General features: G+C 70.8%; 28 protein-coding genes, 1 tRNA gene and 1 riboswitch. Of the genes, 20 read left to right on the top strand and 9 right to left on the bottom strand.

What is annotated here, in order from left to right; all coding sequences use genetic code 11:
- The first annotated feature begins 43 nt into the window (after positions 1-43).
- Both AC067U_RS24160 and AC067U_RS24155 read left to right on the top strand, forming a co-directional pair.
- Positions 44-2470, top strand: coding sequence for an immune inhibitor A domain-containing protein (locus AC067U_RS24160; RefSeq protein WP_478831830.1), 2427 nt, complete (start codon positions 44-46; stop codon positions 2468-2470).
- Positions 2471-2643: 173 nt separating this feature from the next.
- Positions 2644-2979 carry a hypothetical protein gene (locus tag AC067U_RS24155; protein WP_478831829.1) on the top strand — a complete coding sequence of 112 codons (336 nt, stop codon included), beginning with the start codon at positions 2644-2646 and terminating at the stop codon, positions 2977-2979.
- A 21-nt stretch (positions 2980-3000) separates the two neighbouring features.
- On the opposite strand, the gene AC067U_RS24150 is transcribed toward AC067U_RS24155, so the two are convergent.
- Both AC067U_RS24150 and AC067U_RS24145 read right to left on the bottom strand, forming a co-directional pair.
- The gene (locus AC067U_RS24150; RefSeq protein ID WP_478831828.1) at positions 3001-3600 is read right to left on the bottom strand and encodes an isochorismatase family protein; all 600 of its coding nucleotides are present in this window, start codon (positions 3598-3600) and stop codon (positions 3001-3003) included.
- 590 nt (positions 3601-4190) lie between these two features.
- The gene (locus AC067U_RS24145; RefSeq protein WP_478831827.1) at positions 4191-5519 is read right to left on the bottom strand and encodes a nicotinate phosphoribosyltransferase; all 1329 of its coding nucleotides are present in this window, start codon (positions 5517-5519) and stop codon (positions 4191-4193) included.
- Between the two features lie 140 nt (positions 5520-5659).
- On the opposite strand from AC067U_RS24145, the gene clpS reads away from it, so the two are divergent.
- From clpS to AC067U_RS24105, 8 genes are all read left to right on the top strand, one after another.
- The gene (gene clpS, locus AC067U_RS24140) at positions 5660-5974 is read left to right on the top strand and encodes an ATP-dependent Clp protease adapter ClpS (RefSeq protein ID WP_478831826.1); all 315 of its coding nucleotides are present in this window, start codon (positions 5660-5662) and stop codon (positions 5972-5974) included.
- Complete coding sequence (locus tag AC067U_RS24135) at positions 5974-6597, top strand: DUF2017 domain-containing protein (protein WP_478831825.1); 624 nt, start codon at positions 5974-5976, stop codon at positions 6595-6597. Before clpS ends, AC067U_RS24135 begins: the two co-directional genes overlap by 1 nt.
- A gap of 339 nt (positions 6598-6936) precedes the next feature.
- Positions 6937-8370: an amino acid permease gene (locus AC067U_RS24130; protein WP_478831824.1), complete on the top strand. Its 1434-nt coding sequence runs from the start codon at positions 6937-6939 to the stop codon at positions 8368-8370.
- Positions 8371-8459: 89 nt separating this feature from the next.
- Positions 8460-8882, top strand: coding sequence for a M67 family metallopeptidase (locus tag AC067U_RS24125; protein ID WP_478831823.1), 423 nt, complete (start codon positions 8460-8462; stop codon positions 8880-8882).
- 88 nt (positions 8883-8970) lie between these two features.
- The gene (locus tag AC067U_RS24120) at positions 8971-9081 is read left to right on the top strand and encodes a putative leader peptide (protein ID WP_478831822.1); all 111 of its coding nucleotides are present in this window, start codon (positions 8971-8973) and stop codon (positions 9079-9081) included.
- Between the two features lie 89 nt (positions 9082-9170).
- Positions 9171-9449, top strand: coding sequence for a MoaD/ThiS family protein (locus AC067U_RS24115; protein ID WP_478831821.1), 279 nt, complete (start codon positions 9171-9173; stop codon positions 9447-9449).
- Positions 9449-10399 carry a PLP-dependent cysteine synthase family protein gene (locus AC067U_RS24110; RefSeq protein ID WP_478831820.1) on the top strand — a complete coding sequence of 317 codons (951 nt, stop codon included), beginning with the start codon at positions 9449-9451 and terminating at the stop codon, positions 10397-10399. Before AC067U_RS24115 ends, AC067U_RS24110 begins: the two co-directional genes overlap by 1 nt.
- 186 nt (positions 10400-10585) lie before the next feature.
- Entirely contained in the window at positions 10586-11023 is a 438-nt protein-coding gene (locus tag AC067U_RS24105; RefSeq protein ID WP_478831819.1) for a DUF7144 family membrane protein, read from the top strand.
- Between the two features lie 351 nt (positions 11024-11374).
- Here AC067U_RS24105 and AC067U_RS24100 read toward each other — a convergent pair whose 3' ends face one another.
- Together AC067U_RS24100 and AC067U_RS24095 are read right to left on the bottom strand one after the other, a co-directional pair.
- Positions 11375-11731, bottom strand: coding sequence for a DUF488 domain-containing protein (locus AC067U_RS24100; protein WP_478831818.1), 357 nt, complete (start codon positions 11729-11731; stop codon positions 11375-11377).
- Positions 11728-12141, bottom strand: coding sequence for a hypothetical protein (locus AC067U_RS24095; protein ID WP_478831817.1), 414 nt, complete (start codon positions 12139-12141; stop codon positions 11728-11730). The genes AC067U_RS24100 and AC067U_RS24095 overlap by 4 nt, the downstream gene beginning before the upstream one ends.
- A 208-nt stretch (positions 12142-12349) precedes the next feature.
- On the opposite strand from AC067U_RS24095, the gene AC067U_RS24090 reads away from it, so the two are divergent.
- Positions 12350-13102, top strand: coding sequence for an MBL fold metallo-hydrolase (locus tag AC067U_RS24090; protein ID WP_478831816.1), 753 nt, complete (start codon positions 12350-12352; stop codon positions 13100-13102).
- Between the two features lie 160 nt (positions 13103-13262).
- Here the strand turns inward: AC067U_RS24090 and AC067U_RS24085 are convergent, their stop codons facing one another.
- Positions 13263-14474 carry a PTS transporter subunit EIIC gene (locus AC067U_RS24085; protein WP_478831908.1) on the bottom strand — a complete coding sequence of 404 codons (1212 nt, stop codon included), beginning with the start codon at positions 14472-14474 and terminating at the stop codon, positions 13263-13265.
- A 371-nt stretch (positions 14475-14845) separates the two neighbouring features.
- Complete coding sequence (locus AC067U_RS24080; RefSeq protein WP_478831815.1) at positions 14846-16159, bottom strand: PTS transporter subunit EIIC; 1314 nt, start codon at positions 16157-16159, stop codon at positions 14846-14848.
- Between the two features lie 153 nt (positions 16160-16312).
- Between AC067U_RS24080 and AC067U_RS24075 the strand changes: the two genes are divergently transcribed.
- The 4 genes from AC067U_RS24075 (at position 16313) to rdgB (ending at position 18682) form a co-directional block, all read left to right on the top strand.
- Positions 16313-16612, top strand: coding sequence for a PTS sugar transporter subunit IIB (locus AC067U_RS24075; protein WP_478831814.1), 300 nt, complete (start codon positions 16313-16315; stop codon positions 16610-16612).
- Positions 16613-16697: 85 nt separating this feature from the next.
- Positions 16698-17429, top strand: coding sequence for a ribonuclease PH (gene rph / locus AC067U_RS24070; protein ID WP_365107308.1), 732 nt, complete (start codon positions 16698-16700; stop codon positions 17427-17429).
- Between the two features lie 196 nt (positions 17430-17625).
- Complete coding sequence (locus AC067U_RS24065) at positions 17626-18009, top strand: hypothetical protein (protein WP_478831813.1); 384 nt, start codon at positions 17626-17628, stop codon at positions 18007-18009.
- Between the two features lie 70 nt (positions 18010-18079).
- On the top strand, positions 18080-18682 hold the full coding sequence (rdgB, locus tag AC067U_RS24060; protein ID WP_478831812.1) for an RdgB/HAM1 family non-canonical purine NTP pyrophosphatase: 603 nt from the start codon (positions 18080-18082) through the stop codon (positions 18680-18682).
- A gap of 55 nt (positions 18683-18737) precedes the next feature.
- Here rdgB and AC067U_RS24055 read toward each other — a convergent pair.
- Both AC067U_RS24055 and bcp read right to left on the bottom strand, forming a co-directional pair.
- A tRNA-Leu gene (locus AC067U_RS24055) sits at positions 18738-18821 on the bottom strand.
- A gap of 249 nt (positions 18822-19070) precedes the next feature.
- Positions 19071-19538 (bottom strand): thioredoxin-dependent thiol peroxidase, encoded by a 468-nt coding sequence (gene bcp / locus AC067U_RS24050; protein ID WP_478831811.1) that lies wholly within the window; start codon positions 19536-19538, stop codon positions 19071-19073.
- A gap of 112 nt (positions 19539-19650) precedes the next feature.
- Here bcp and AC067U_RS24045 point away from each other — a divergent pair, with 112 nt between their 5' ends.
- From AC067U_RS24045 to AC067U_RS24035, 3 genes are all read left to right on the top strand, one after another.
- A complete protein-coding gene (locus tag AC067U_RS24045; RefSeq protein ID WP_478831907.1) occupies positions 19651-19971 on the top strand; it encodes a DUF3618 domain-containing protein in 321 nt (106 codons plus the stop codon).
- A 23-nt stretch (positions 19972-19994) separates the two neighbouring features.
- Entirely contained in the window at positions 19995-20336 is a 342-nt protein-coding gene (locus AC067U_RS24040) for a GroES family chaperonin (protein ID WP_393574888.1), read from the top strand.
- Positions 20337-20388: 52 nt separating this feature from the next.
- Positions 20389-20461: riboswitch (guanidine-III (ykkC-III) riboswitch) on the top strand.
- Between the two features lie 32 nt (positions 20462-20493).
- Positions 20494-20814 carry a DMT family transporter gene (locus AC067U_RS24035; protein WP_478831810.1) on the top strand — a complete coding sequence of 107 codons (321 nt, stop codon included), beginning with the start codon at positions 20494-20496 and terminating at the stop codon, positions 20812-20814.
- A gap of 55 nt (positions 20815-20869) precedes the next feature.
- On the opposite strand, the gene AC067U_RS24030 is transcribed toward AC067U_RS24035, so the two are convergent.
- Positions 20870-23347 (bottom strand): transglycosylase domain-containing protein, encoded by a 2478-nt coding sequence (locus AC067U_RS24030; RefSeq protein WP_478831809.1) that lies wholly within the window; start codon positions 23345-23347, stop codon positions 20870-20872.
- A gap of 269 nt (positions 23348-23616) precedes the next feature.
- Between AC067U_RS24030 and AC067U_RS24025 the strand changes: the two genes are divergently transcribed.
- Positions 23617-24420: an ABC transporter permease gene (locus AC067U_RS24025; protein ID WP_478831808.1), complete on the top strand. Its 804-nt coding sequence runs from the start codon at positions 23617-23619 to the stop codon at positions 24418-24420.
- Positions 24421-24469: 49 nt separating this feature from the next.
- Entirely contained in the window at positions 24470-25291 is an 822-nt protein-coding gene (locus AC067U_RS24020; protein ID WP_478831906.1) for an ABC transporter permease, read from the top strand.
- Positions 25292-25346 lie beyond the last annotated feature (55 nt).

Raw genomic sequence — 25346 nt, 5'->3', positions numbered from 1 at the left:
GTTCCGGACGTCCATGAGCGGCCGCGGGAGGGGAACACATCAAGTGACCAACAATTCCGCTCGGCGGCGTATCGTGCGCACCGCCGCCATCGCCGTGACCCTGGCCGCCACCGCGGCCTCCGGCGTCGTCCTCGGCGTCAGCGCCCAGGCCGACGACAGGGGCCCCGGCGCCCCGGCGCTCGCGCCGTCCTCTGGCCACCAGGACCCGACCGCCCCGGCCAAGGCGCACGTCGAGCACAACCTGGTGGGCCCGTACACCAAGCAGGAGCAGCAGGCCCGCAAGGCCGCTCTGGAGCAGGTGCTGGCCGGCAAGAAGAAGACCGAGCAGCGCGGCGCCTCCAAGGTCGTCAAGCTGGACGACGCCAAGTACGTCGAGCTCGCGCGGGAGAAGACCGACAAGATCTTCACCATCCTGGTCGAGTTCGGCGACAAGGTCGACAACGAGACCATGTTCGACCCGGACGGCGCCGAGGGCCCCAAGCCCCCGGTCGTGAAGTACGGCGGCACCCCCGGTCCGCTGCACAACAAGATCCCGCAGCCCGACCGCGCCAAGGACAACAGCACGGCCTGGCGCAAGGACTTCAACCAGCAGTACTTCCAGGAGCTGTACTTCGGTACCGGCAAGGGCAAGCACTCGCTGAAGACCTACTACGAGAAGACCTCCTCGGGCCGTTACTCGGTCGAGGGCGAGGTCACCGACTGGGTCAAGGTCCCGTACAACGAGGCCCGTTACGGCTCGAACTACTGCGGCCAGTCCAACTGCTCCAACGTCTGGGACACCGTCCGCGACGGTGTGACCGCCTACGTCGAGAAGCAGAAGGCGGCCGGCAAGACCGACGCCCAGATCAAGGCGCAGCTGTCCCAGTTCGACCAGTGGGACCGCTACGACCACGACGGCGACGGCAACTTCAACGAGCCCGACGGTTACATCGACCACTTCCAGATCGTCCACGCGGGCGAGGACGAGTCGGCCGGCGGCGGCGCCGAGGGCGCCAACGCGCTGTGGGCGCACCGCTGGTACGCCTACGGCACCAACGCGGGCAAGACCGGCCCGGAGAACAACAAGGCCGGCGGTGCCCAGATCGGCAACACCGGCATCTGGGTCGGCGACTACACCGTGCAGCCCGAGAACGGCGGCCTCGGCGTCTTCGCCCACGAGTACGGCCACGACCTGGGCCTTCCGGACCTCTACGACACCACCGGTGGCGGCGAGAACTCGGTCGGCTTCTGGTCCCTGATGTCGGCCGGTTCCTGGCTCGGTGAGGGCAAGGAATCCATAGGCGACATGCCGGGCGACATGACCGCCTGGGACAAGCTGCAGCTCGGCTGGCTGAACTACGACAAGGCCAAGGCCGCGACGAAGTCCACCCACAAGCTGGGCGTGTCCGAGTACAACACCAAGGACAAGCAGGCGCTGGTCGTCGAGCTGCCGAAGAAGCAGGTCCGCACCGACGTGGTGGCCCCCGCCGAGGGTGCCAACCAGTGGTGGTCGGGCATGGGTGACGACCTCAAGAACACCCTGACCCGGTCCGTGGACCTCACGGGCAAGTCCTCCGCGTCCCTCTCCCTCAAGGGCTGGTGGGACATCGAGAAGGACTACGACTACCTCTACACCGAGGTGTCCACCGACGGCGGCGCCACCTGGACCGCCCTCGCCGGTACCGCCAACGGCAAGGCCATCCCGGTCGACGCCGCGGGCTCCCCGTCGCTGACCGACGTCTCCGGCGGCTGGCAGGACCTGAACTTCCCGCTCGACGCCTACGCGGGCAAGAAGTTCGACATCCGCTTCCGCTACCAGACGGACGGCGGCGCGGGCGGCAAGGGCTTCACCGCCGACGCCATCGCCCTGAAGGCCGACGGCGCGAACCTGTTCACCGACGGCGCCGAGAACGGCGACAACGGCTGGACCGGCAAGGGCTTCTCCCGGATCGGCGGCAGCTTCACCAAGGAGTACGCGCAGTACTACCTCGCGGAGAACCGCCGCTACGTCTCGTACGACCAGACCCTCAAGGTCGGCCCGTACAACTTCGGCTGGGCCTCCACCCGTCCCGACTGGGTCGAGCACTACCCCTACCAGGACGGCCTGCTGCTCTGGCTCTGGGACACCTCCCAGAAGGACAACAACACCAGCGTCCACCCCGGCCAGGGCCTGATCCTGCCGATCGACGCCAACGCCAAGCCGATGAAGTGGGCTGACGGCACCCTGCTGCGGAACAAGATCCAGCCGTACGACGCCACCTTCAGCGCGTACTCGACGGACGCCTTCACGCTGCACAAGAACGGCCAGGAGCTGTTCGTGAAGCCGAAGCCGACCAACCTGGTCTTCGACGACCACAAGGGCAAGTACTACTACGACGAGAACCCGACCGGTTCCGTCAAGGTCTCCGACACCAACACCAAGATCAAGATCGCCAAGGAGACCTACGACGGTCTCCAGATGACGATCGAGGTTGGTCCCTCGACCAAGTAGTCGGTACACCTCCAGGTAAAAGCCCTGGTCAAACCATGATCGGCCGTCGCCCTCTAGCGGGCGGCGGCCGATCGCGGTTGGATGCGGAATACGGGTGCCGTCGCGAGCGCCCGTGCCGGCCGAGGGCTCGACCGGTCCCGGCCGGGGACCGTCTCACGGGGGATGTGCTGTTCATGCCAGGTGGAGGTTTCGTCAAGCTGCCGACCGGCAGCGTGGTGGTGGCACTGACGCTGCCCAGACCCGGTTCCGGGCCGGGAGCCGACGGCCGCCCCGACGGCGCGGACGGACCGGTCCGCGTCCTCGTCCACGCCGCGAACCGGGCCCGCGCCCTGACCCGGCTGCGGAACCTCGGCATGCGCGCCGTCTACCTGCGGGGGAACACCCAGCCGCCGACCCCGGACGAGATCACCGCGGTGCTCCACCACCCGGACGGCCTGCTGTGGCGGACCGTCCCGGACTGCGTGGACGAGCTCTGGCACCCGATAGGCGCCCTGCTGCGCGGCGCCTAGGCCGGGTTTTGGAAGCCGCGCCTACCCGGCCACCACGGGAGCGCCGCTGAGCTCCACCCCGGCCGCCCGCAGCTCCGCGAGGGCCCGCTCGGTGGTGTGCGCGGCCACGCCCGCGGTCAGGTCCAGTAGCACGTGCGTACGGAAGCCCTCGCGCGCGGCGTCCAGCGCGGTCGCCCGGACGCAGTGGTCGGTGGCGATGCCGACCACGTCGACCTCGGTGACACCGCGCTCCCGCAGCCAGTCGGCCAGACCGGTGCCGTTCTCGTCGGCGCCCTCGAAGCCGCTGTACGCCGCGGCGTGCGCGCCCTTGTCGAAGACGGCGGCGACGGCGCCGGAGGCGACGGCGGGGGCGAAGTTCGGGTGGAACCCGACGCCCTCGGTGCCGGCCACGCAGTGCACCGGCCAGCTGTTCTCGTAGTCCGGCTCGGCCGGCGGGCGGGCGAAGTGATCGCCGGGGTCGACGTGGTGGTCGCGGGTGGCGACCACGTGCCGATAGGCGGGAACCGCCTGGGCGATCAGCTCGGTGATGGCGGCGGCGACGTCGGCGCCGCCGGCGACCGCGAGGCTGCCGCCTTCGCAGAAGTCGTTCTGTACGTCGACGACGATCAGTGCGCGGTGCATGGCGCGGTCCCTTGGCTCGAAGTGTCGCGCAAGCTCTAAGAGTTGCGATGTGTCCTGTGCTCGCCTGTGTTCCCTGCGGGGCTTCTTCCCCACCCCGCCCCTTCCCGTAACTGGGGCGAAGCCCCAGACCCCCCGGGGCTGTGCCCCGGACCCCGCGGGGCTGTGCCCCGGACCCCGCGGGGCTGTGCCCCGGACCCGTGCCGGGCCTGCGCCCCCACCGCTGGGGCCCGCCCCAGCCCCCCGGGGGCTGCGCCCCAGGTCGGTGGGGTTGCTTGTGCCCCGGATCCGGTGGGGCTGCGCCCGCCAGGCGGGGGTGTGGGGGCGGAGCCCCCACGAGGGGGTCCGGGGCGTAGCCCCGGTTTCGGGATGGGGGTCCCCCCGCACGGAGTGTGGGGGAGGGCGGGGAGGGGACGGCTCCGCGCAGCGGCCCGCCCACCCGGCGCAGCCCCGCCTCTCCGCACCCCCGCGCGCGGGGCGGGGCCGGAGCCCCCCGCAAGGGGTCCGGGGCAGAGCCCTGCAAAGGGTCCGAGGCGGGAACCCCGGGCAGGCCCGGCCAGGCCCGGCCATCGCTCCGGCTCACCCCCGGAGGGTCAGGCGTACTCCGTCGGGATCACCGGCTCGCCGCGCGACAGCTGCGTCGCGGACAGCGGCAGCGCGGCACGCGCCGCGCGGTGCCGCTCGCGCGCGGCGTCCAGCGGCTCGCGGCCGATCACCTCGCCGCCCTTGACCAGCTGGACCAGCAGCTGCGAGCCCGCCAGGGCCTGCGGCACCGGGCCGGTCCCGACGACCTCCGCCTCCGCGACGCCCTCCGCGTCCCGCCGCCGGGCCGCCCACTTCCGGCCGCCGATCGAGGTCTTCCCGCCCGTGGACTTCTTGGCCACCGCGACCAGGGGGGCCTTGGGGTCGTCCGACCCGGCCCGGGCGACCAGCTTGTAGACCATCGAGCAGGTCGGGTGGCCGCTGCCGGTGACCAGCTGGGTGCCCACGCCGTACGCGTTCACCGGCGCCGCCGCCAGCGAGGCGATGGCGTACTCGTCCAGGTCGGAGGTGACCACGATCCGCGTCCCGGTCGCGCCCAGCTCGTCCAGCTGGTGCCGCACCCGGTGCGCCACCAGGAGCAGGTCCCCGGAGTCGATGCGGACCGCGCCGAGCTCGGTCCCGGCGACCTCCACGGCCGTGCGCACCGCCTCCGCCACGTCGTACGTGTCCACCAGCAGGGTGGTGCCCTTGCCCAGCGAGGCCACCTGGGCCTGGAAGGCGTCCCGCTCCGTGTCGTGCAGCAGGGTGAAAGCGTGGGCGGAGGTGCCGATCGTGGGGATGCCGTAGCGGAAGCCGGCCGCCAGGTCCGAGGTGGCGGTGAAGCCGCCCACGTACGCGGCCCGGGAGGCGGCGACCGCCGCCAGCTCGTGGGTGCGCCGGGCCCCCATCTCCAGCAGCGGCCGGTCGCCGGCCGCCGAGGCCATCCGGGAGGCGGCCGCGGCGATCGCCGAGTCGTGGTTGAGGATCGAGAGGATCACCGTCTCCAGCAGCACGCACTCGGCGAAGGTGCCCTCCACCCGGAGGATCGGCGAGCCGGGGAAGTACACCTCGCCCTCGGGGTAGCCCCAGATGTCGCCCGAGAACCGGTAGGAGGAGAGCCAGTCCAGGGTCCGCATGTCGACGACCGCCCGCTCCCGGAGGAACTCCAGCACCGCCGAGTCGAAGCGGAAGTTCTCCACCGCGTCCAGCACCCGGCCGGTGCCCGCCGCCACGCCGTAGCGCCGCCCTTCGGGCAGCCGCCGGGTGAACACCTCGAAGACCGAGCGGCGGTCGGCCGTGCCGTTCGCCAGGGCGGCCTTCAGCATCGTGAGCTCGTAGTGGTCCGTGAAGAGCGCTGTCGACGGCACGTCCACCGGCAGGCCCAGATCCGCAGGGTTCATGTCATGGATGCTAGCGCACATTTCGTCAAAGTGACGAGATCTATTGGCGTGGCCCCCGGATCCGCCCGGAACGAGCCGCGCGACCCTCCGGAACCCGGTCAGGGGACCCGTCCAAGCGGTGGCGCTCCCGAAGTGGCAGCATGGGACGAGTGAGTGTTGCTCCCATTGAGATCGAACGCACCGAATCAGCCGAGGAGACCGCAGCGGTCCCCGAACCAGACGTCCCCTGGGTGACCTTGGTGCACAACGACCCGGTCAACCTCATGAGCTACGTGACCTATGTGTTCCAGGCCTACTTCGGCTATTCCAAGGACGTGGCGCACAAGCTGATGCTCGACGTTCACCACAAGGGGCGGGCGGTCGTGTCCAGCGGCAGCCGCGAGGAAATGGAGCGCGACGTGCAGGCCATGCACGGCTACGGCCTGTGGGCGACCCTCTCCCAGGACCGGACCTGATGGGGCGGGCTCCCGGCACCTTCGTGCCGCTCAAGGACGGCGGCGCCGCCGTCGCGCTGGACGAGGTCGAGATCTCCATCCTGCGCTCGCTCGCCGTGCAGCTGCTGGAGCTGATCGGGCCCGGCCCCGGTGCGGACGGGCCGGACGCCGACGCGGACCCGCTGGCCGCGCTGTTCGCCGACGGCCCGACCGAGCCCCCGTCCGACCCGGCGCTGGCCCGGCTGTTCCCCGACGCCTACGGCGGCCCGTCCGCGGAGGGCGAGGGTGAGGGCGCGGACCCGGCCGAGACCAAGGAGCGGTCGGCCGAGTTCCGCCGGTTCACCGAGAACGACCTGCGCTCCCGCAAGCGGGAGGACGCGCTGGCCGTCGTCCACAGCCTGGACGCGCTCACCCCGGCGGGTGATGGCGGGGCGGTCCTGGAGCTCACCGGGGAACTGCCGCTGCGCTGGCTGGGCGCACTGAACGACCTGCGGCTGACCATCGGCGCCCGGTTGGAGATCACCGAGGACGAGCAGAGCGAGCAGCTGTTCCGGCTGCCGGACGAGGACCCGCGCAAGCCCCTGGTGATGGCGTACCTCTGGCTCGGCGGGCTCCAGGAGACCCTCATCGAGACGCTCGTCTGAGCCACCGCGCGTACCGCGCGCACCACGCGCCGAAGATCGTTCGCTCAGCGGACGCTCAAATCCGGATAACGATCAGATCACCGCTGTGCGGTGATCTGATCCATTTCTGGGATCTTGCCCCGTTCTCCCTGTGTCCAGGGTCACACTCCATGTCGCACATGACCCATAAACCCGTGATAAATCTTCTCGACCGCCGCCGGGACGCCACCCATGTCCCGGCGGCGGCGCTTGAACCGGCAGACCGCCGGTGTGCAGCTCCATCCGTATCCGGGGGGACGAGGACCCGACCCGCAGCCGCCGCAACCGGCGCGGGTCGGCGTGGAGAAAGGCGCACCAAACATGACCTCTGTGCAGGTCGAGACGAACGACCGCCCCGACGGCGGCGAGAACGCGGGGGGCGAGGGATACCACCGCACGCTCGGCGCCCGCCAGATCCAGATGATCGCGATCGGCGGCGCCATCGGCACCGGGCTCTTCCTGGGCGCCGGCAAGGCCATCTCGAAGGCCGGCCCCAGTCTGATCCTGGCCTACGCCATCGCCGGCCTGGTCATCTTCTTCATCATGCGGGCCCTGGGCGAACTGCTCATGTACCGCCCCGTCGCGGGGTCCTTCTCGGACTACGCGCGCGAGTTCCTCGGCCCCTTCTGGGGCTACGCCACCGGCTGGACGTACTGGCTCTTCTGGGTGGTCACCGGCATCACCGAGGTGACCGCCGCCGCCAAGTACATGGCGTACTGGACCGGAGACGGCTTCCCGCAGTGGGCGTACGCCCTGATCTTCACGGTCGTCCTCTACACGGCGAACCTCATCTCCGTGAAGCTCTTCGGCGAGCTGGAGTTCTGGTTCTCCATGGTCAAGGTCACCGCCATCGTCGGCATGATCCTGATCTGCGCCGGCATCCTCACCGTCGGCTTCTCCGACGCCGCCGAGACCGCCTCCGTGGCCAACCTGTGGAACGACGGCGGGTTCTTCCCCAAGGGCATCGGCGGCACCCTGATGACCCTGCAGATCGTGGTCTTCGCCTTCCTCGCGGTGGAGCTGGTCGGCGTCACCGCCGGTGAGTCCAAGGACCCCGAGAAGACCCTCCCCAAGGCCATCAACACCGTGCCGTGGCGGATCGCCGTCTTCTACGTCGGCGCCCTGATCATGATCCTCTCGGTCGTGCCGTGGACGCACTTCCAGCCGGGCGTCTCGCCCTTCGTGGCCGCCTTCGAGCGGATGGGCCTGGGCATTGGCGCCGCCATCGTCAACTTCGTCGTCCTGACGGCCGCCCTGTCCTCCTGCAACTCGGGCATGTACTCCACCGGCCGGATGCTCCGCGACCTCGCGCTCAACGGCCAGGGCCCGAAGTTCTTCACCAGGCTCACGAAGAACGGCACCCCGCTGATCGGCACCACCTTCTCGGCCTCGCTGATGCTGGTCGGCGTCTGGATCAACTACGTGGCCCCCGGCAAGGCCTTCGACTACGTCGTCTCCTTCGCCACCATCTCCGGCATGTGGGCCTGGATCATGATCCTGGTCTGCCAGATCCGCTACCGGGCCCGGGCGGACCGCGGCGAACTGCCCGCCTCCCCGTTCAAGGCCCCCGGATCCCCCTGGACCAGCTGGTTCGCGCTCGCCTTCATCGCCATGGTCATCGTGATGATGGGCGCCGACAAGGACGCCCGCATCTCGCTCTACTGCGCCCCGCTGTGGGGAGCCCTGCTGGGCGTCACCTACCTGGTGCTCAAGAGCCGCAACCCGGAGAACGCGGCCTTCGCGAAGCGCCCGTAACCCCGGGCCGCACCGGCCCCCGTCCAGCATTCGGGCCCTCCCGTTCCGTTCCTCGGTACGGGAGGGCCCCTCTGCTTATCCTGTGGCTCATGCTGACCCTCACCCAGGACCTGTACGACCGGATCGTCGAGCACGCCCGCAAGGACCACCCCGACGAGGCGTGCGGCGTCGTGGCCGGCCCCGTCGGCACCGGCCGCCCCGAGCGCTTCGTCCCGATGCTCAACGCCGCCCGGTCGCCCACGTTCTACGAGTTCGACTCCAAGGACCTGCTGAAGCTCTACCGCGAGATGGACGACCGGGACGAGGAGCCCGTGATCGTCTACCACTCCCACACCGCGACCGAGGCATACCCCTCGCGCACCGACCTCACCTACGCCAACGAGCCCGGCGCCCACTACGTGCTCGTCTCGACGGCCGACACCGACGGCCTCGGCGAGTTCCAGTTCCGCTCGTACCGGATCGTGGACGGGGTCATCACGGAGGAAGAAGTGCAGGTCGTAGCGGCGTACTGACCGCACCCTGCTCACCATGTGAGCGTTTTGGGTCCGCGATCCGAGACGTGACTCCTTTCGGGTGACGGGGAATCGTTACGATGCCCGCATGGTTTCCCACGACGTGAGCATCGAGACGCCCGGCAGGCAGTTGCTGCTCGTGGCGCGGCTGCACGTCGACCTGTGCCGCCTCGCCAGCGCAATCTGTCCCGCTGCCTGAACCGCCGCACCATCCAGCACCACGCCCCATCCGCGCGGGGGCGCAGAGCCGCGCGCGCCCGCCCCTACGTGACGATTCAGGAGCCAGTCATGGCCATCGAGGTCAGCATCCCGACCATCCTCCGCACCTACACCGGCGGCCAGAAGGCCGTGACCGGTGAGGGTGCCACCCTCGCCGAGCTCATCGCCGACCTGGAGACCCGCCACCAGGGCATCGCGGAGCGCATCGTCGACAACGGCCAGCTGCGCCGCTTCGTCAACGTCTACCTCAACGACGAGGACGTCCGCTTCCTCGACGGCATCACCACCAAGCTCTCGGACGGCGACAACGTCACCATCCTCCCGGCCGTGGCCGGCGGCTCGAAGTAATGCGATACGACTCCCCGCTGGCCGCGGTCGGCAACACGCCGCTGGTCCGTCTGCCCCGCCTCTCCCCGTCCGAGGACGTGCGGATCTGGGCGAAGCTGGAGGACCGCAACCCGACCGGCTCGATCAAGGACCGCCCGGCCCTGCACATGGTCGAGCAGGCGGAGAAGGACGGCAGGCTCACCCCGGGGTGCACCATCCTGGAGCCCACCTCGGGCAACACGGGCATCTCGCTGGCCATGGCCGCGAAGCTCAAGGGCTACCGGATCGTCTGCGTGATGCCGGAGAACACGTCGCAGGAGCGGCGTGACCTGCTCGCCATGTGGGGAGCCGAGATCATCTCCTCGCCGGCCGCGGGCGGTTCGAACACCGCCGTCCGCGTGGCGAAGGAACTGGCCGAGCAGAACCCGTCCTGGGTGATGCTCTACCAGTACGGCAACCCCGACAACGCGGGCGCCCACTACGCCGGCACCGGCCCGGAGATCCTCGCCGACCTGCCCTCGATCACCCACTTCGTGGCGGGCCTGGGCACCACCGGCACCCTCATGGGCGTCGGCCGCTACCTGCGCGAGCACAAGCCGGACGTGAAGATCGTCGCCGCCGAACCGCGGTACGACGACCTGGTGTACGGCCTGCGCAACCTGGACGAGGGCTTCGTCCCGGAGCTGTACGACGCCTCCGTGCTGACCACCCGCTTCTCGGTCGGCTCCGCCGACGCCGTGACCCGGACCCGGGAGCTCCTCCAGCAGGAGGGCATCTTCGCGGGCGTCTCCACCGGCGCGGCCCTGCACGCGGCCATCGGCGTCGGCAAGAAGGCGGTCAAGGCGGGCGAGTCCGCCGACATCGTGTTCGTCGTCGCCGACGGCGGCTGGAAGTACCTGTCGACGGGCGTCTACACGGCGGCCACGACGGAGGAGGCCATCGAGGTCCTCCAGGGCCAGCTCTGGGCCTAGAACGGCCCGGCACACCCGCGCGACGGCCCGCCTTTCCCCCTGCTCCGCAGCGGAAGGGCGGGCCGGCACCCTCTCGCGACGGCCCGCGCCGCATGTCACCCGAACGGACCACGCAGGTGGCCGGGGCGCCGGGGCCGGTCGACGCTGAACCTGCTCGACCGACCGCACAGAGAGGGTGGTGGCGCGATGACGACCACTCCCAACCCGGCGCCGGGAACCCCCGGCAGCCGCTACCCGTCCGGGTCCCCCTGGGCGGCAGGCGGGGCCATGTTCGCCGCCGTCATGATGATGGTCCTCGGCCTCTTCGGCATCCTCGAGGGCATCGCGGCGATCGCCGAGGACGACGTGGTCCTCCGCATCCGCGGCTACACCTTCAAGTTCAACCTGACCACCTGGGGCTGGATCCACCTCATCGTGGGCATCGTGGTCCTGATCGCCGGCATCGCGATCCTCAAGGGCACGACCTGGGGCCGGATCGCGGGCATCGTGATCACCGCCATTATGATCATCCTCCACTTCATCTGGCTGCCCTACCAGCCGTTCTGGGGCCTGATCGCCATCGCCATCGGCGTCTTCGTCATCTGGGCCCTCTGCGTGGACCGCAGCGAGAGCGTCTTCGGCTGACGCCCCGCCCCACCTCGCCGCACGCCCGCCCCCACGAGGGGCGGGCGCGCGCGGCGTGCTCGGGGCCAGGCGGTGAGGGCGCGCGGTGTGCGCGCGCGGTGTGGGCAGGCGTCCCGCAGGGCGATGGGGGTCCCCCTGCTCGAGCGAAGTCGAGAGCTTGGGGGAGGGTGGGCACACCGGGACACCGCCGCCCAGCGGCCGCCCCCCGCCCAACCCGGAGCCCCGCTCCATCGCCGCGCCTGAGCGGGGCGCCGGGCCCGGAGCGCCGCTGAGCGCCGCTCCGCCACCGCGCCTGAGCGGGGCGCCCAGCCCGGGGCCCGGTTCCCGCAGCCCCGCGCAGGGGCAAGGCGGCTACGACGCAGCAGCCAGATACTCCGCCAGCACAGCGGCATGGCTGGAGGCCGGCTCCTTCACCGCCGTCAGCAGCGTGACCGTCCCCGCCGCAGCCCTCGCCCGCAGCCGGGCGACCTCCACCCCCGCCTCCGCCCCGCCCAGCTCCGCCTCGTACTGCGCGCGGAACCCCGCGAAGTCCACCTCACCGGAGTGGTACCGCTTCCGCAGCTCCGCCGACGGAGTCACCGCCTTCGGCCACTCGTCGACCTCCGCGTCCGCCTTGGCCAGCCCCCGCGGCCACAGCCGGTCCACCAGCACCCGCAGCCCGTCCTCCGCCGGATCCGGCGCCTCGTACACCCGCTTCAACCGGATCACCGTCCGCCTCCCAGCCCCTTCACCTCGTCCCACAGGGCCGGGTCCAGCTCCCCGACCCGCGTGCGGAACTCCCACACCGACACCTCCACCGGCCGGTCCGCCTCCAGGAAGCCCGGCCGGCCGTGCACGTCCCCCGCCCCGCCCGGCGGCAGGGGCACCACCCCCGGACGCTCGTCGTGGTACTTCCCGGTGATCCGTGCGATCCGCGCCCGGTGCGCCCGCACCGACAGCACCAAGCAGGTGAGGTCGTCGTCCAGCCGCCAGATCTCGCCCGGCCGCGGCCTCGGCTCGGGGCCCGCGCCGCGCCGTGCCCGTGCGGGCGGCGGGGGAGCGGGGCGGCGGCCCGCGACCAGCACCACGAGCACGACGGCCACCACCGCGGCGGCCGCCGGCCACCACGACGTGTCCATACACCGACCGTAGTGGAACGCCACCGCGGCCGCCCGGCACGGCACACGACACGGCACACGGCAACCCGGACGCCGCCCGTCGCTCACCCGGGTGACACCACAGGTGAGTTCCCCCACAACGGCCCGCCGCGGAGGAGCGACCGGACGTTTCGCGCCTTACGCTCGACCCACGCACGGCTCCGCCGATCCCCACGGAGGTTCCTGCTCCATGAAGCTCACCGTCGTCGGCTGCTCGGGGTCGTTCCCGTCCGCGGAATCGGCCTGCTCGAGCTACCTCGTCGAGGCCGACGGCTTCCGGCTGCTCCTCGACATGGGCAACGGCGCCCTCGGCGAGCTGCAGCGCCACATCGGTCTGTACGACCTCGACGCGATCTTCCTGAGCCATCTGCACGCCGACCACTGCATCGACATGTGCGGATACTTCGTGGCCCGCTACTACCGCTTCGAGGGGGGCCGCTGCGGCCCCATCCCGGTCTTCGGGCCGGACGGCACCGAGCGGCGGCTGGCCGCGGCGTACGACGACGTCCCCGACGAGCGGTCGATGAGCGAGGTCTTCGACTTCCGCACCCTCAAGTCCGGCACGTTCGAGATCGGCCCGTTCCAGGTGCGCACCGAGAAGGTCGCCCACCCGGTGGAGGCGTACGGCATCCGGGTCGAGCACGGCGGCCGGTCGCTCACCTACTCCGGCGACACCGGTGTCTGCGCCGAGCTGGAGCTGCTGGCCGAGGGCACCGACCTGTTCCTCTGCGAGGCCTCCTTCACGCACGGCAAGGAGGACATCCCGGACCTGCACCTCAACGGCCGGGAGGCCGGGGAGTACGCCCGCCGGGCGGGCGCGGGACGACTGGTGCTGACGCACATCCCGCCGTGGACGGACGCGGAACGGAACCTCGCCGACGCCCGGGCGGTGTACGACGGCCCGAGCGAGCTCGCGTACGCGGGCGCGGTGTACGAGGTCTGACGACAGCGGCGGCGCGACCACACCGGTGGCGCGACGGCACCGGTGGTGTGACGACGACGGCGGCGCGACGACGGCGGCCGCCTGACGGGAACGGCGAAGCCCCAGCCCTCCGGAAGGGAGAGCGGGGGCTTCGCCGTCGTCCGGGGCCAGGGGCCGCGGACTACTTGGCCTCGGCCTTCAGCAGCTCGGCCAGCTCCTCGTCGGACTCGCGGCCCGGCGTCGGGAGGTTCCACTTGATGATCGCGAAGCGGAACACCACGTAGTAGAGGGCGGCGAAGCAGAGGCCGACCAGGGCCAGACCCAGCGGGTTGGTCGCCTTGCCGAAGTTCAGCAGGTAGTCGATGGCGCCGGCGGAGAAGCCGAAGCCGTCCTTCATGCCGAGCGCCCAGGTCAGCGCCATGGAGACACCGGTCAGCACCGCGTGCACCGCGTAGAGGACCGGGGCGATGAACATGAAGGTGAACTCGATCGGCTCGGTCACACCGGTGACGAAAGAGGTCAGGGCGAGGGAGAACATCATGCCGCCGACGACCTTGCGGCGCTCGGGGCGGGCGCAGTGGACGATCGCGAGGCAGGCCGCCGGGAGGGCGAACATCATGATCGGGAAGAAGCCGGTCATGAACTGGCCGGCGCTCGGGTCGCCGGCGAGGAAGCGGGCGATGTCGCCGCTCTTGCCGTTGTACTCACCGGCCTGCAGCCACGGGAAGGAGTTCAGCAGGTGGTGCATGCCGACCGGGATCAGACCGCGGTTGGCCACACCGAAGATGCCCGCGCCCACGGCGCCGGAGCCGACGAGCCACTCGCCCAGACCGTGCAGGCCCTTGCCGAGGACCGGCCAGATCAGGCCGAAGAGGATGCCGATGAGCAGACCGGCGAAGGCCGACAGGATCGGGACCAGGCGGCGGCCCCCGAAGAAGCCCGCCCACTCGGGCAGCTTGGTCCGGTAGAACTTCTGGTAGATCAGGGCGACCACGATGCCCATGACCACACCGCCGAGGACCTTGGCGTCGACCGGGGCCTCGACCATGGCCACCTTGCCGTCGACGACCTTCGCGACCTTGGGCAGGTTGGAGTCGGTGAAGGTGGCCAGGACGTTCTTGAAGACCAGGTAGCCGGTCACGGCGGCGAGCGCCGTGGACCCGTCGGACTTCTTGGCGAAGCCGATGGCGATGCCGACGGCGAACAGCAGTGCCATGTTGTCGAGGATCGCGCCGCCGCCCGCGGTCATGTAGCCGGCGATCTTGTTGATGAACTCGGGCAGCGAGGCCGAGCCGAGCATGTCCTTGTCGCCGAGGCGGACGAGGAGGGCGGCGGCGGGCAGCACCGCGACGGGGAGCATCAGGCTCCGGCCGATGCGCTGCAGGACAGCCATCGCGCCGGGACCCTTCTTCTTCTCAGCCGCGGGGGCGGCAGCCGTGGTCACAACTTCCTCCAGGGGGCGGGGCGCCGCCGGAGGACACACGAGGGGACGGCGACGTCTCGGAACGGGGGGCACGGAGGCCGGAAGCGGCTGCCGTGGTCTACACCAATGGCGTGGTGTAGACCAGTTGTAGCACGGTCGGCGTTAGATAAGGAACCTTCGTTTTCCTGTGGTCTACACCACACTCGTCGTGGCGGGATAAAGGGCCCGGAACGCCCCCTTCCGCAGCAGCCGAAGGCCCCCGGACCACAGGATCCGAGGGCCCGGAAGGGCGGGGCCGAACGACCCGCGCGGCAGTCCTCCCCATGGCCGCCGCGCGGCGGTCAAGCCTTGGTCGTGTCCGCCTGCATCGCCTCGATCTCCTCGTCCGACTCCCGCCCCGGCGTGGGGAGGTCGAACCTCGTGATCGCGAACCGGAACACCACGTAGTACACCGCCGCGAAACACAGTCCGATCGGGATGATCAGCCACGGCTTCGTCGCCAGGCCCCAGTTGATGACGTAGTCGATCAGCCCCGCCGAGAAGCTGAACCCGTCGTGCACGCCCAGCGCCCAGGTCACCGCCATCGACGCACCCGTCAGCACCGCGTGCACCACGTACAGGGCAGGGGCCACGAACAGGAACGAGTACTCCAGCGGCTCCGTGATCCCCGTGATGAACGAGGTCAGCGCCACCGACAGCATCAGCCCCCCGACCTCCGCCCGGCGCTTGGGCTTCGCGCAGTGCGTGATCGCCAGCGCGGCCGCCGGCAGCGCGAACATCATGATCGGGAAGAACCCGGACAGGAACATGCCGGCGTCCGGATCGCCGTTCAGGAACATGTTGATGTCCCCGTGCACCGTCTTCCCCTCCGGCGTGGTGTACGAGCCGAACTGGAACCACATCGGCACGTTCAGGAACTGGTGCAGGCCGATCACCAGCAGGGCCCGGTTCGCCACGCCGAAGATGCCGGCACCCCACGACCCCAGCCCCCGCAACCAGTCGGAAAAGCCCTCCAGGGCGGCGCCGACCGGCGGCCAGACCCACAGGCAGATCACCGCGAAGCCGATCCCGACGAAGGACATGACGATCGGCACCAGCCGGCGCCCGTTGAAGAAGCCCAGCCAGGGCACCAGCTTCACCCGGTGGTACCGCTGCCAGAACCAGGCCGCCAGCAGACCCATGATGATGCCGCCGAACACCCCGGGATTCTGGAACGTGAACCCGGTGAACGCGTTGCCGGGGGCCAGGCAGCCGCCCGCGTCCGGCGTCCCGATCGCGGTCGACCCCGTGGGGCAGGGCTCCGCGAACGCGTGCAGCACCCCCCGGTAGACGAGGAACCCCGCCACCGCCGCCAGCGCCGTCGAGCCGTCCGCCTTCTTCGCCATGCCGATGGCGACACCGATGCAGAAGAGGAGCGGCAGGCCGAGGTCGGGGTCCAGCAGCGCCCCGCCCGCACCGTCCATCACCTTGGCGACGGCGTCCCACTGCAGGCCGTCCTCGCCGAACACGTCCGGCTGGCCCAGCCGGTTGAGGATGCCCGCCGCCGGCAGCACCGCGATCGGCAGCTGGAGACTGCGCCCCATCTTCTGCAGCCCCTGGTAGAGGCCGCTCCACCGGTTCTGCCCCGGTGCCGCAGCCGTGCTGCTCGCGCTCATCGGACCTCCCTCACCGGCCGGTTTGGCAGCGACGCCACACTGGTGTAGACCAGTCGTGGTGCGGTGGCAGCACCACCCGCACCACGGGCAGGGAGCTGCTGATCGTCATCATTCGGCAGAAGCCGGAAGTCCGCCCGCATATAGGGGCCAAACGTGGGTTACCGTGACGAAGCGGATTGCCGCAAGCGGTCCCGCACCTCAGGCACTCAGGGAGAACACATGGCCACCAAGGCTGAGAAGATCGTTGCCGCGCTCGGCGGACTCGACAACATCGAGGAGATCGAGGGCTGCATCACCCGCCTCCGCACCGAGGTCAACGATGCCGACCTCGTCGACGAAGCCGCGCTCAAGGCCGCCGGAGCCCACGGCGTCGTGAAGATGGGCACCGCCATCCAGGTCGTCATCGGCACCGACGCCGACCCCATCGCAGCCGAGATCGAAGACATGATGTGACCTGAGCTCCCGCGTTCACACCGGACCCCGTCCCGGACCGCGGACGGGGTCTTCGCGTACCCGCGTACCGGCTAGGCTCGGAAGCATGTCTCGCATCGACGGCCGCACGCCCGAACAGCTCCGCCCGGTCACCATCGAACGGGGATGGAGCAAGCACGCAGAGGGCTCCGTCCTCATCTCCTTCGGCGACACCAAGGTCTTCTGCACCGCCTCCTTCACCGAGGGCGTCCCGCGCTGGCGCAAGGGCTCCGGCGAAGGCTGGGTCACCAGCGAATACTCGATGCTGCCCCGCTCCACCAACACCCGCGGCGACCGCGAATCCGTCCGCGGCAAGATCGGCGGCCGCACCCACGAGATCTCCCGCCTCATCGGCCGCTCGCTCCGCGCCGTCATCGACTACAAGGCCCTCGGCGAGAACACCATCGTCCTGGACTGCGACGTCCTCCAGGCCGACGGCGGCACCCGCACCGCCGCCATCACCGGCGCCTACGTCGCCCTCGCCGACGCCATCGCCTGGGGCCAACAGAAGAAGCTGATCAAGGCCGGCCGCAAGCCCCTCACCGGCACCGTCGCCGCCGTCAGCGTCGGCATCGTCGACGGCGTCCCCCTCCTCGACCTCTGCTACGAGGAGGACGTCCGCGCCGAGACCGACATGAACGTCGTCTGCACCGGCGACGGCCGCTTCGTCGAGGTCCAGGGCACCGCCGAAGGCGAGCCCTTCGACCGCAAGGAACTCAACGCCCTCCTCGACCTCGCCGCCGGCGGCTGCGCCGACCTGGAGGCCATCCAGCTGCACGCGCTCGGCCTGACGGACTGACGCAACCACCCCGGGCCGGGTGACGTCCCCTACTGCGCGGGCGTACGGTGTCACCGCCGTACGCCCGTCCGGTCAGGCAGTACGCAGCCCGCTTTACGCAGTACGCAATACGCGCGAACGCGTCCGACAGCGAACGCGCGCACGCACGCACACACACGCAAGAAGCACGCATCCGTACCGAGGGGGAACCGTCCCGATGCAGAAGCACCACCGCGCAGCCGCCCTGGCCCTGGCCGCGGTCCTGACCGTCCCGGGTCTCGCGGCCTGCGACGCGATATCCACGGCCCTCGACTGCGCGAACACCGCGGTGGCCATCACCGAGGCGGCGAACGAGCTCACGCAGGCGGTCTCCAACGCGGGCAACAGCCCCCAGGACGCCAAGAACGCCCTGGACCAGATCGACCAGAACCTCAAGAAGATCGGCGACCAGACCGACAACGCGGACCTGGGCAAGGCCATCGACGACATGACCACCGCCGTCAAGAACGTCCGCACCGCCATCGAGCAGGGCAACCCCACCCCGGACATCAAGCCGGTCGCCGACGCCGCCGGCGAGATCTCCAAGGTCTGCACCCCCTGACGAGGGGCCGGAGGGCCCGGCACCACGGGGCGATGGGGGCAGCTCCCGCCCCCGGGGATAATCGGTGACCATGACGCGCCTGATCCTCGCCACCCGCAACGCGGGCAAAGTCACCGAACTCCGGGCCATCCTGTCCGACGCCGGCCTGCCGCACGAGCTGGTCGGCGCGGACGCGTACCCGGGCATCCCCGACGTCAAGGAAACCGGCGTCACCTTCGCCGAGAACGCCCTCCTCAAGGCCCACGCCCTGGCGCAGGCCACCGGCCTGCCCGCCATCGCCGACGACTCCGGCCTCTGCGTGGACGTCCTCAACGGAGCCCCCGGCATCTTCTCCGCCCGCTGGGCCGGCCGCCACGGCGACGACAAGGCCAACCTCGAACTCCTGCTGGCCCAGCTGGGAGACATCGCCGACGAGCACCGCGGCGCCCACTTCGCCTGCGCGGCCGCCCTGGCCCTCCCCGACGGCACGGAACGCGTGGTCGAGGGCCGCCTCCCGGGCACTCTCCGCCACGCACCGTCCGGCACGGGCGGCTTCGGCTACGACCCGATCCTCCAGCCGGCCGGCGAAACCCGCACCTGCGCGGAGATGACGGCGGCCGAGAAGAACGCCATCTCCCACCGAGGCCAGGCCTTCCGCGCCCTGGTCCCGGTTCTTCGCGACCTCCTGGGCTGACGCCCGTTCACGCCGAAGGCCCCGCACGCACCTGCGTACGGGGCCTTCCCGCCCGTGCGGTTGGGGGGACTCGAACCCCCACGGGTATTACCCCACTGGGACCTAAACCCAGCGTGACTGCCAATTCCACCACAACCGCAACATTGCAACCAATTCGGACATTCGGTCCGGCTGGTCGCGCCTAGTCTACGGTCGCCCGGCTCCGTACCGCGACCGGCTTGCGGCGTCCTCACCGGCGCCAGGCGCGGGTCGCCGCATGGCAGTTGGGGCGCGGGGGTCGAGACTTCCCCCAACGGCCGCCGCGCCGATGCCGGGTTGCTCCGTCCGATAGGCAGAGCGGCCCGCGCCGGTTGTTGGTGCGGGCCGCTCCGAAGGGGCTGAGCAGGGGTCAGATGCCCAGGTCCTTGATGATCTTGGCTACGTGGCCGGTGGCCTTGACGTTGTAGAGGGCGCGCTCGACCTTGCCCTCCTCGTCCACGATCACCGTGGAGCGGATCACGCCGGTGACCGTCTTGCCGTACAGCTTCTTCTCGCCGAAGGCGCCGTAGGCCGTCAGGACCTCCTTGTCGGGGTCGCCGACCAGGGTGACCTTCAGGTCCTCCTGCTCACGGAACTTCGCCAGCTTCTCCGGCTTGTCCGGCGAGACGCCGATGACGTCGTAGCCGGCGGTGGCCAGGACCTGAAGGTTGTCCGTGAAGTCGCAGGCCTGCTTGGTGCAGCCCGGCGTCAGCGCCGCCGGGTAGAAGTAGACGATCACCTTGCGGCCGAGGTGGTCGGCGAGCGAGACCTCGTTGCCGTCCGCGTCGGGCAGGGTGAAGGCGGGCGCGGTGTCGCCCGGCTGCAGTCGCTCGCTCATGTCTCACTGTCTCCTCGGGAGGGGATCGGTACCTCCCCGAGCGTAAGCTGACAGACTGATCGCACAGGACAGTGACCGGACAGTGACCACAGACCACGACGGAGGCGGCGCGGTGCCCGAAGCCAGGACCCCAGCGCAGATCGAGGCGGACATCGTGCGCCGGCGCGAGCAGCTCGCCGAGACGCTCGACGAGATCGGGGTGCGCATGCACCCGAAGACGATCATCGGGGACGCGAAGGCCAAGGCCGTCTCCCATGTGGACCACACCCTCGGCCGTGCCTTCGGCACCGTCCAACGCGTGGTCGAGGACGTCAGGGGCAGCCTGTGGGACGGCTCCGGTGCGCCGCGTCCGGAGCGGGTCCTGCCGGTCGCGCTGGTCGCCGTTGGGGTGATCGGGCTGCTCGCCCTTTCGGCCCGGCGCAAGCGCGGCTGACCGGAGCAGGTAGGTTCATTGGCGTGAGCGAGAACCCCACCCACGACAAGCTGCCCATCCGCATGCTGCACGACCGCGTGCTCGTACGGTCCGACTCCCCCGAGGGGGAGCGCCGCTCGGGCGGCGGCATCCTCATTCCCGCGACCGCGGCGGTGGGCAAGCGGCTGGCCTGGGCCGAGGTGGTCGCCGTCGGGCAGAACGTGCGCACGGTGGAGCCCGGTGACCGGGTGCTGTACGACCCCGAGGACCGGGCCGAGGTCGAGGTCCGGGGCATGACGTACGTGCTGATGCGGGAGCGCGACCTGCACGCCGTGGCCGCGGAGCGGCTGGAGGGGTCCAAGGACTCCACCGGGCTCTACCTGTAGAGGCCGCGGGGCGAAGTCTTGGAGGGCCGGTGACCGGGGTCACCGGCCCTTTTGCGTGCCCTTTGCTACGGTGGGGACGAACCCCGACGAGACGCGCCGTACCGGGTACGACAAGACGACGCACCCCCGTTCCGTACTCGTCCCGGAGGTGCCTGTCATGGCCTGGGTTCTGCTCCTGCTCGCCGGTCTGCTCGAAGTGGGCTGGTCGATCGGCATGAAGTTCACCGAGGGGTTCACGCGGCTGTGGCCGAGCGTGTTCACCGGTGCCGGGATCGTCGCCAGCATGGTGCTGCTGTCGTTCGCCGCGAAGTCGCTGCCGATCGGTACGGCCTACGGCGTGTGGGTCGGCATCGGCGCGGCCGGTGCGGCGGTGCTCGGGATGGCGGTGCTCGGCGAGCCGGTGACCGCCGCCCGGATCTTCTTCATCTGTCTGCTGCTGGTCGCGGTGGTGGGGCTGAAGGCGACTTCCGGGCACTAGTACTGCAGGCGTTCCGTCCCGGGCGGCCGCGCCTTCGGCGCGGGCCCCGCCGTCGTCACCAGCCGGGGAAGCCGGTGGTGCCGCCGCCGTCGGTCTGTCCGCCGTTCGTCTGGCCCCCGTTCCTCTGGCCCCCGTTCGTCTGTCCTGCGTTCGATTGGCCGCCGTCCGTCCGGCCTCCGTTCGTCTGTCCGCCGTCGGTCTGTCCGGCGTTCGTCTGTCCCTCGTCGGTCCGCGGGCCGTCCGTCTGCCCGCCGTTGTCCTGGCCGCCCTGGTCGCGGCCCCCGTTGTCGCGGCCCCCGTCGTCCCCGCCGCCCTGGTCCTGGCCGTCCCCGTCCGGCAGGTCCGGGGTCGGGCGCTCCGACGCCGGGGGCCGGGTGCCGTCCGGTGGGCGGCCCGTGCCGGGAGGTTCGGAGGCGGGGCCGGTCGGCGGGAACGGCGGCTGCGGGGGCGGCGGCTGGTACGCGCCCGGCTGGAGTTCGAGGTCGAAATCGGCCGGCTCCGAGCCCCGCAGCGCTTCCCTCGTGTACGCGGCCCAGATCCGGGCGGGGTAGCCGCCGCCGCTGATGCGGTTCTCGCCGAGGGCGCCGTACAGGGACTCCAGGGTCCCGGTGTCCGGGTCCTGTCCCATGACGGAGACCACCGTCACCAGGTCCGGGGTGTACGCCGCGAACCACGCGGAGCGGTCCAGTTCGCCGGTGCCGGTCTTGCCCGCGGCCGGGCGGCCGGCCGCCAGGGCTGCCGTGCCGGTGCCGTTGTCGACCACGCTGACCAGCATCGAGGTGGTGGTGTCGGCGGCCTCGCGGCCGATGGCCCGGCGCGGGGCCCGCTGGGGCAGGGGGATGGTGTTCCCGCGCTTGGTGATCTTCTCGACCAGGGTGTACGGGGTGTACACGCCGTGGTCGGCCAGGGTGGCGTAGGCCTGGGCCATGTCGAGGACGGAGGCCTGCAGGGTGCCGAGCGCCATGGCCGGGCCGAGGTCGAAGTTGGGGGTGCCGGCGGGGATGCCGAGGGCGACGGCGGTGTCCTTGACCTGCTGCGTGCCGACGTCGACGACCAGCTGCGCGAAGACGGCGTTGACGGACAGGTCGGTGGCGGTGCTGACGGTGATGTCCCCGTAGGAGACCTGTCCCTCGTTCTCGGGTGCGTAGGGGGTCCGGCTGCCGGTGACGGGGCGTTTGTTGTCCCCGTTGTAGAGGGTGTTGGGGGTGATCGGGCGGCCGTCCTGGGTGCGGGAGCCGTTCTCGACGGCGGAGGCGAACACGAACGGCTTGAAGGTGGAGGCGACCTGGTAGTCGTGGCGGGTGGCGTTGTTGACGTACTGCCGGGTGTAGTCGATGCCGCCGTAGAGGGCGACGACCTTGCCGGTCGCCGGGTCGATGGAGGCACCGCCGGCCCGGACCAGCCGGTCGGCCTTGCGGGCCCCCGGGTCGAGGCGGCTGACGAGCTGCTCCTCGACGGCGTTCACGAAGGCCGTCTGGCGGCGCTTGTCGATGGTGGTGGTGATCCGGTAGCCGCCTTCGGCGAGGGTCTTCTCGTCGAGGATCCCGTGGGCGGTGATGTAGTCCTTGACCGCTTCGACGAGGTAGCCGCGCTGGCCGGACAGGCCGGAGGCGGCACGTACCTTCTGCGGTTCGGGGAAGCGGGCGGTCGCGCGCTCGGCGGGGGTCAGCCAGTCCTTCTTGACCATCCCGTCGAGGACGTAGTTCCAGCGGGCCACGGCCCGGTCGCGGCTCTGCGGGTGGGTGACCACGTCGAAGGCGCTGGGGGAGTTGAGGAGGGTGGCGAGGTAGGCGCCCTCGGTGGTGGTGAGCCGGATCGCGTCCTTGCCGTAGTACGCCTGGGCGGCGGCCTGGATGCCGTACGCGTTGCGGCCGAAGTAGCTGGTGTTGAGGTAGCCCTCCAGGATGTAGTCCTTCGACTTCTCCCGGCCGAGCTTGATCGCGATGAAGAACTCCTTCACCTTGCGCGTGATGGTCTGTTCCTGGCCCAGGTAATAGTTCTTGACGTACTGCTGGGTGATGGTGGAGCCGGACTGGACGCCCTTGCCGCTCAGGGTGTTCCAGGCGGCGCGGACCATCGCGGCCGGGTCGACGGCGCGCTCGGAGTAGAAGTCCCGGTCCTCGGCGGCGAGTACGGCGCGCTGGACGCTGCGGGGGACTTCGGACAGGGCCACGTTCTGGCGGTTGACCTCGCCGTCGCGGGCGAGCGGTGAACCGTCCGCGTAGAGGTAGACGTTGGACTGCGCGGTGGCGGCGGAGTTGGCGGGCGGGATGTCGACGAGCAGGTAGCCGGCGGCGAGGGCGCCTAGGACGAGCAGGGCGCAGAGCAGGAACGTGCCGAGGAGCATGCGCCAGGTGGGGACCAGGCGGCGCAGGCCGGTCCGCTGCCGCTTCATCCCCTTCGCCTTCCCCTCTCCCTTCCCCTTCCCCTTGGCCTTCTCCTTCGCCTGCCCCTTCCCCTTCGGCCTCGTTCCGGTGGCGGGGGTGTCGGGGTCGCGGGGAGACCAGGCCGGCGGTGGTGACGGGTCGCTCATCTCCAGGGCTCCTCGGCGCCGCGCGTGACTGGCCCGCGCGTGAAGTGAAATGTCGTTGTCCGTACCTGATGGTGTGTCTACCCGAGGGAGGGTCGTCCCGCTCCGTACGGGCATAAACCGATCGCGTGGATCGCCCCTCCGTACTAAGCTCGCGCGCTTTGGTCGACGCGGCCGCATGGCCGACGTGCTCGACCCGCCGACGTGGTCGACGTGGTCGACGCGGTCGACACGGCCGACGTGGGAACGAGAACGGGAGTGGAAGAGAAACGGTGCGTCTGTATCTCGCGGTGGCCGCGGGCGGGTTCCGCCGCTATGCCACCTATGGAACCGCCACGGCGGCCGGGGTGTTCACCAACACCGTCTTCGGGTTCATCGTGGCGTACACCTACATCGCCCTGTGGGCGGAGCGGCCGGGGCTTGGGGGTTACGACCGGGCGGAGGCGCTGGCCTTCGTGTTCGTCAGCCAGTCGCTGCTCGCCTCGGCCGCGCTGATCGGTGGCGGCTTCCAGGAGGAGCTGCAGGAGCGCATCCGTACGGGTGACATCGCCGTCGATCTGTACCGGCCGGCCGATCTCCAGCTGTGGTGGCTGGCCGCGGACCTGGGGCGGGCCGGGTTCCAGCTGCTGGGCCGCGGCACGCTGCCGCTGCTGGTCGGGGCGCTCGCCTTTCCGCTGGCGCTGCCCGCCGCCCCGGAGCGCTGGCTGCTGTTCTCGGTGTCCGTGCTGCTCGGGCTGGTGGTCAGTTTCGCGGTGCGGTATCTGATCGGGCTCGCCGCGTTCTGGCTGCTCGACGGGTCGGGGATCAACATGGTGGCCACGGTGATCATGATCGCCTTCTCGGGGGTGCTGCTGCCGCTGACCGTCTTCCCGGGCTGGTTCGGCGAGCTGGTCCGGATGCTGCCCTGGTCGGCGATGCTCCAGGTGCCGATGGACGTGCTGCTGGGCAAGCACTCCGGGTCCGGGGCGGCGGCCGCGGCACTGGCGTTCCAGTCCGGCTGGGCGCTGGTCCTGCTGGCGGCGGGGCGGCTGATGCAGGCGGCGGCGACGCGGAAGGTGGTGGTCCAGGGTGGTTGACACGCTGGTGCGCCGGGCGGGGCGGGAGGGCCCGCCGGCGGACGCGCGGGTGCGGTGGGCCGGGCGGCTCGGCGAGGGGCTGCGCGGTTACGGGCTGATCGTGGCGATGTGGATCCGGGCCACGATGACGTACCGGACGTCCTTCCTGCTGGCCACGGTCGGGAACGCGGCGATCACCCTGCTCGACTTCGTCGGCATCTACGTCATGTTCCGGCACGTGGACGCGCTGGGCGGGTTCTCGCTGCCGGAGATCGCGCTGCTGTACGGGTCCTGCTCGGCCTCGTTCGGGCTGAGCGACCTGCTGCTCGGCAATATGGACCGGATGGGGCAGCGGGTGCGGGACGGCTCGCTGGACACCATGCTCGTGCGGCCGGTGCCGGTGCTGGCGCAGGTGGCCGCGGACCGGTTCGCGCTGCGCCGGCTGGGGCGGGTGACGCAGGGGCTGGCGGTGCTGGTGTGGTCGCTCGTGGCGCTGGACGTGGACTGGACGGCGGGGCGGGTGCTGCTGGTACCGGTGATGGTGCTGTCCGGGGCGGCGATCTTCGCGGCGGTGTTCGTGGCGGGCGGGGCGTTCCAGTTCGTCGCCGGGGACGCGGCGGAGGTGCAGAACTCCTTCACGTACGGCGGGGCCACGATGCTGCAGTACCCGCCGACGATCTTCGCGCAGGACCTGCTGCGCGGGGTGACCTTCGTGGTGCCGCTGGCCTTCGTGAACTGGCTGCCGGCGCTGGAGGTGCTGGGGCGGCCGGATCCGCTGGGGCTGCCGGGCTGGGTGGCGTACCTGAGCCCGCTGGTGGCCTTCGTGGTGTTCCTGCCCGCGTCGCTGGCGTGGCGGGCGGGTCTTCGTTCGTACCGGAGTACGGGGAGCTGAACCGGGATGCGGGAGCTGGACGGGATGCGGGAGCTGGACGGGACGGGGGAGAGGG

This window comes from Streptomyces sp. NPDC043853 (assembly GCF_056436025.1).
This window is presented reverse-complemented; position numbering and strand designations above follow the sequence as displayed.

Excerpts from the sequence above, each read along its gene's own strand:
- AC067U_RS24155 (WP_478831829.1), top strand. The coding sequence starts at position 2,644 with ATGCCAGGTGGAGGTTTCGTCAAGCTGCCGACCGGCAGCGTGGTGGTG.
- AC067U_RS24150 (WP_478831828.1), bottom strand. The coding sequence starts at position 3,600 with ATGCACCGCGCACTGATCGTCGTCGACGTACAGAACGACTTCTGCGAA.
- AC067U_RS24145 (WP_478831827.1), bottom strand. The coding sequence starts at position 5,519 with ATGAACCCTGCGGATCTGGGCCTGCCGGTGGACGTGCCGTCGACAGCG.
- clpS (WP_478831826.1), top strand. The coding sequence starts at position 5,660 with ATGGGACGAGTGAGTGTTGCTCCCATTGAGATCGAACGCACCGAATCA.
- AC067U_RS24135 (WP_478831825.1), top strand. The coding sequence starts at position 5,974 with ATGGGGCGGGCTCCCGGCACCTTCGTGCCGCTCAAGGACGGCGGCGCC.
- AC067U_RS24130 (WP_478831824.1), top strand. The coding sequence starts at position 6,937 with ATGACCTCTGTGCAGGTCGAGACGAACGACCGCCCCGACGGCGGCGAG.
- AC067U_RS24125 (WP_478831823.1), top strand. The coding sequence starts at position 8,460 with ATGCTGACCCTCACCCAGGACCTGTACGACCGGATCGTCGAGCACGCC.
- AC067U_RS24120 (WP_478831822.1), top strand. The coding sequence starts at position 8,971 with ATGGTTTCCCACGACGTGAGCATCGAGACGCCCGGCAGGCAGTTGCTG.
- AC067U_RS24115 (WP_478831821.1), top strand. The coding sequence starts at position 9,171 with ATGGCCATCGAGGTCAGCATCCCGACCATCCTCCGCACCTACACCGGC.
- AC067U_RS24110 (WP_478831820.1), top strand. The coding sequence starts at position 9,449 with ATGCGATACGACTCCCCGCTGGCCGCGGTCGGCAACACGCCGCTGGTC.
- AC067U_RS24105 (WP_478831819.1), top strand. The coding sequence starts at position 10,586 with ATGACGACCACTCCCAACCCGGCGCCGGGAACCCCCGGCAGCCGCTAC.
- AC067U_RS24095 (WP_478831817.1), bottom strand. The coding sequence starts at position 12,141 with ATGGACACGTCGTGGTGGCCGGCGGCCGCCGCGGTGGTGGCCGTCGTG.
- AC067U_RS24090 (WP_478831816.1), top strand. The coding sequence starts at position 12,350 with ATGAAGCTCACCGTCGTCGGCTGCTCGGGGTCGTTCCCGTCCGCGGAA.
- AC067U_RS24085 (WP_478831908.1), bottom strand. The coding sequence starts at position 14,474 with ATGGCTGTCCTGCAGCGCATCGGCCGGAGCCTGATGCTCCCCGTCGCG.
- AC067U_RS24080 (WP_478831815.1), bottom strand. The coding sequence starts at position 16,159 with ATGAGCGCGAGCAGCACGGCTGCGGCACCGGGGCAGAACCGGTGGAGC.
- rph (WP_365107308.1), top strand. The coding sequence starts at position 16,698 with ATGTCTCGCATCGACGGCCGCACGCCCGAACAGCTCCGCCCGGTCACC.
- AC067U_RS24065 (WP_478831813.1), top strand. The coding sequence starts at position 17,626 with ATGCAGAAGCACCACCGCGCAGCCGCCCTGGCCCTGGCCGCGGTCCTG.
- rdgB (WP_478831812.1), top strand. The coding sequence starts at position 18,080 with ATGACGCGCCTGATCCTCGCCACCCGCAACGCGGGCAAAGTCACCGAA.
- bcp (WP_478831811.1), bottom strand. The coding sequence starts at position 19,538 with ATGAGCGAGCGACTGCAGCCGGGCGACACCGCGCCCGCCTTCACCCTG.
- AC067U_RS24035 (WP_478831810.1), top strand. The coding sequence starts at position 20,494 with ATGGCCTGGGTTCTGCTCCTGCTCGCCGGTCTGCTCGAAGTGGGCTGG.
- AC067U_RS24030 (WP_478831809.1), bottom strand. The coding sequence starts at position 23,347 with ATGAGCGACCCGTCACCACCGCCGGCCTGGTCTCCCCGCGACCCCGAC.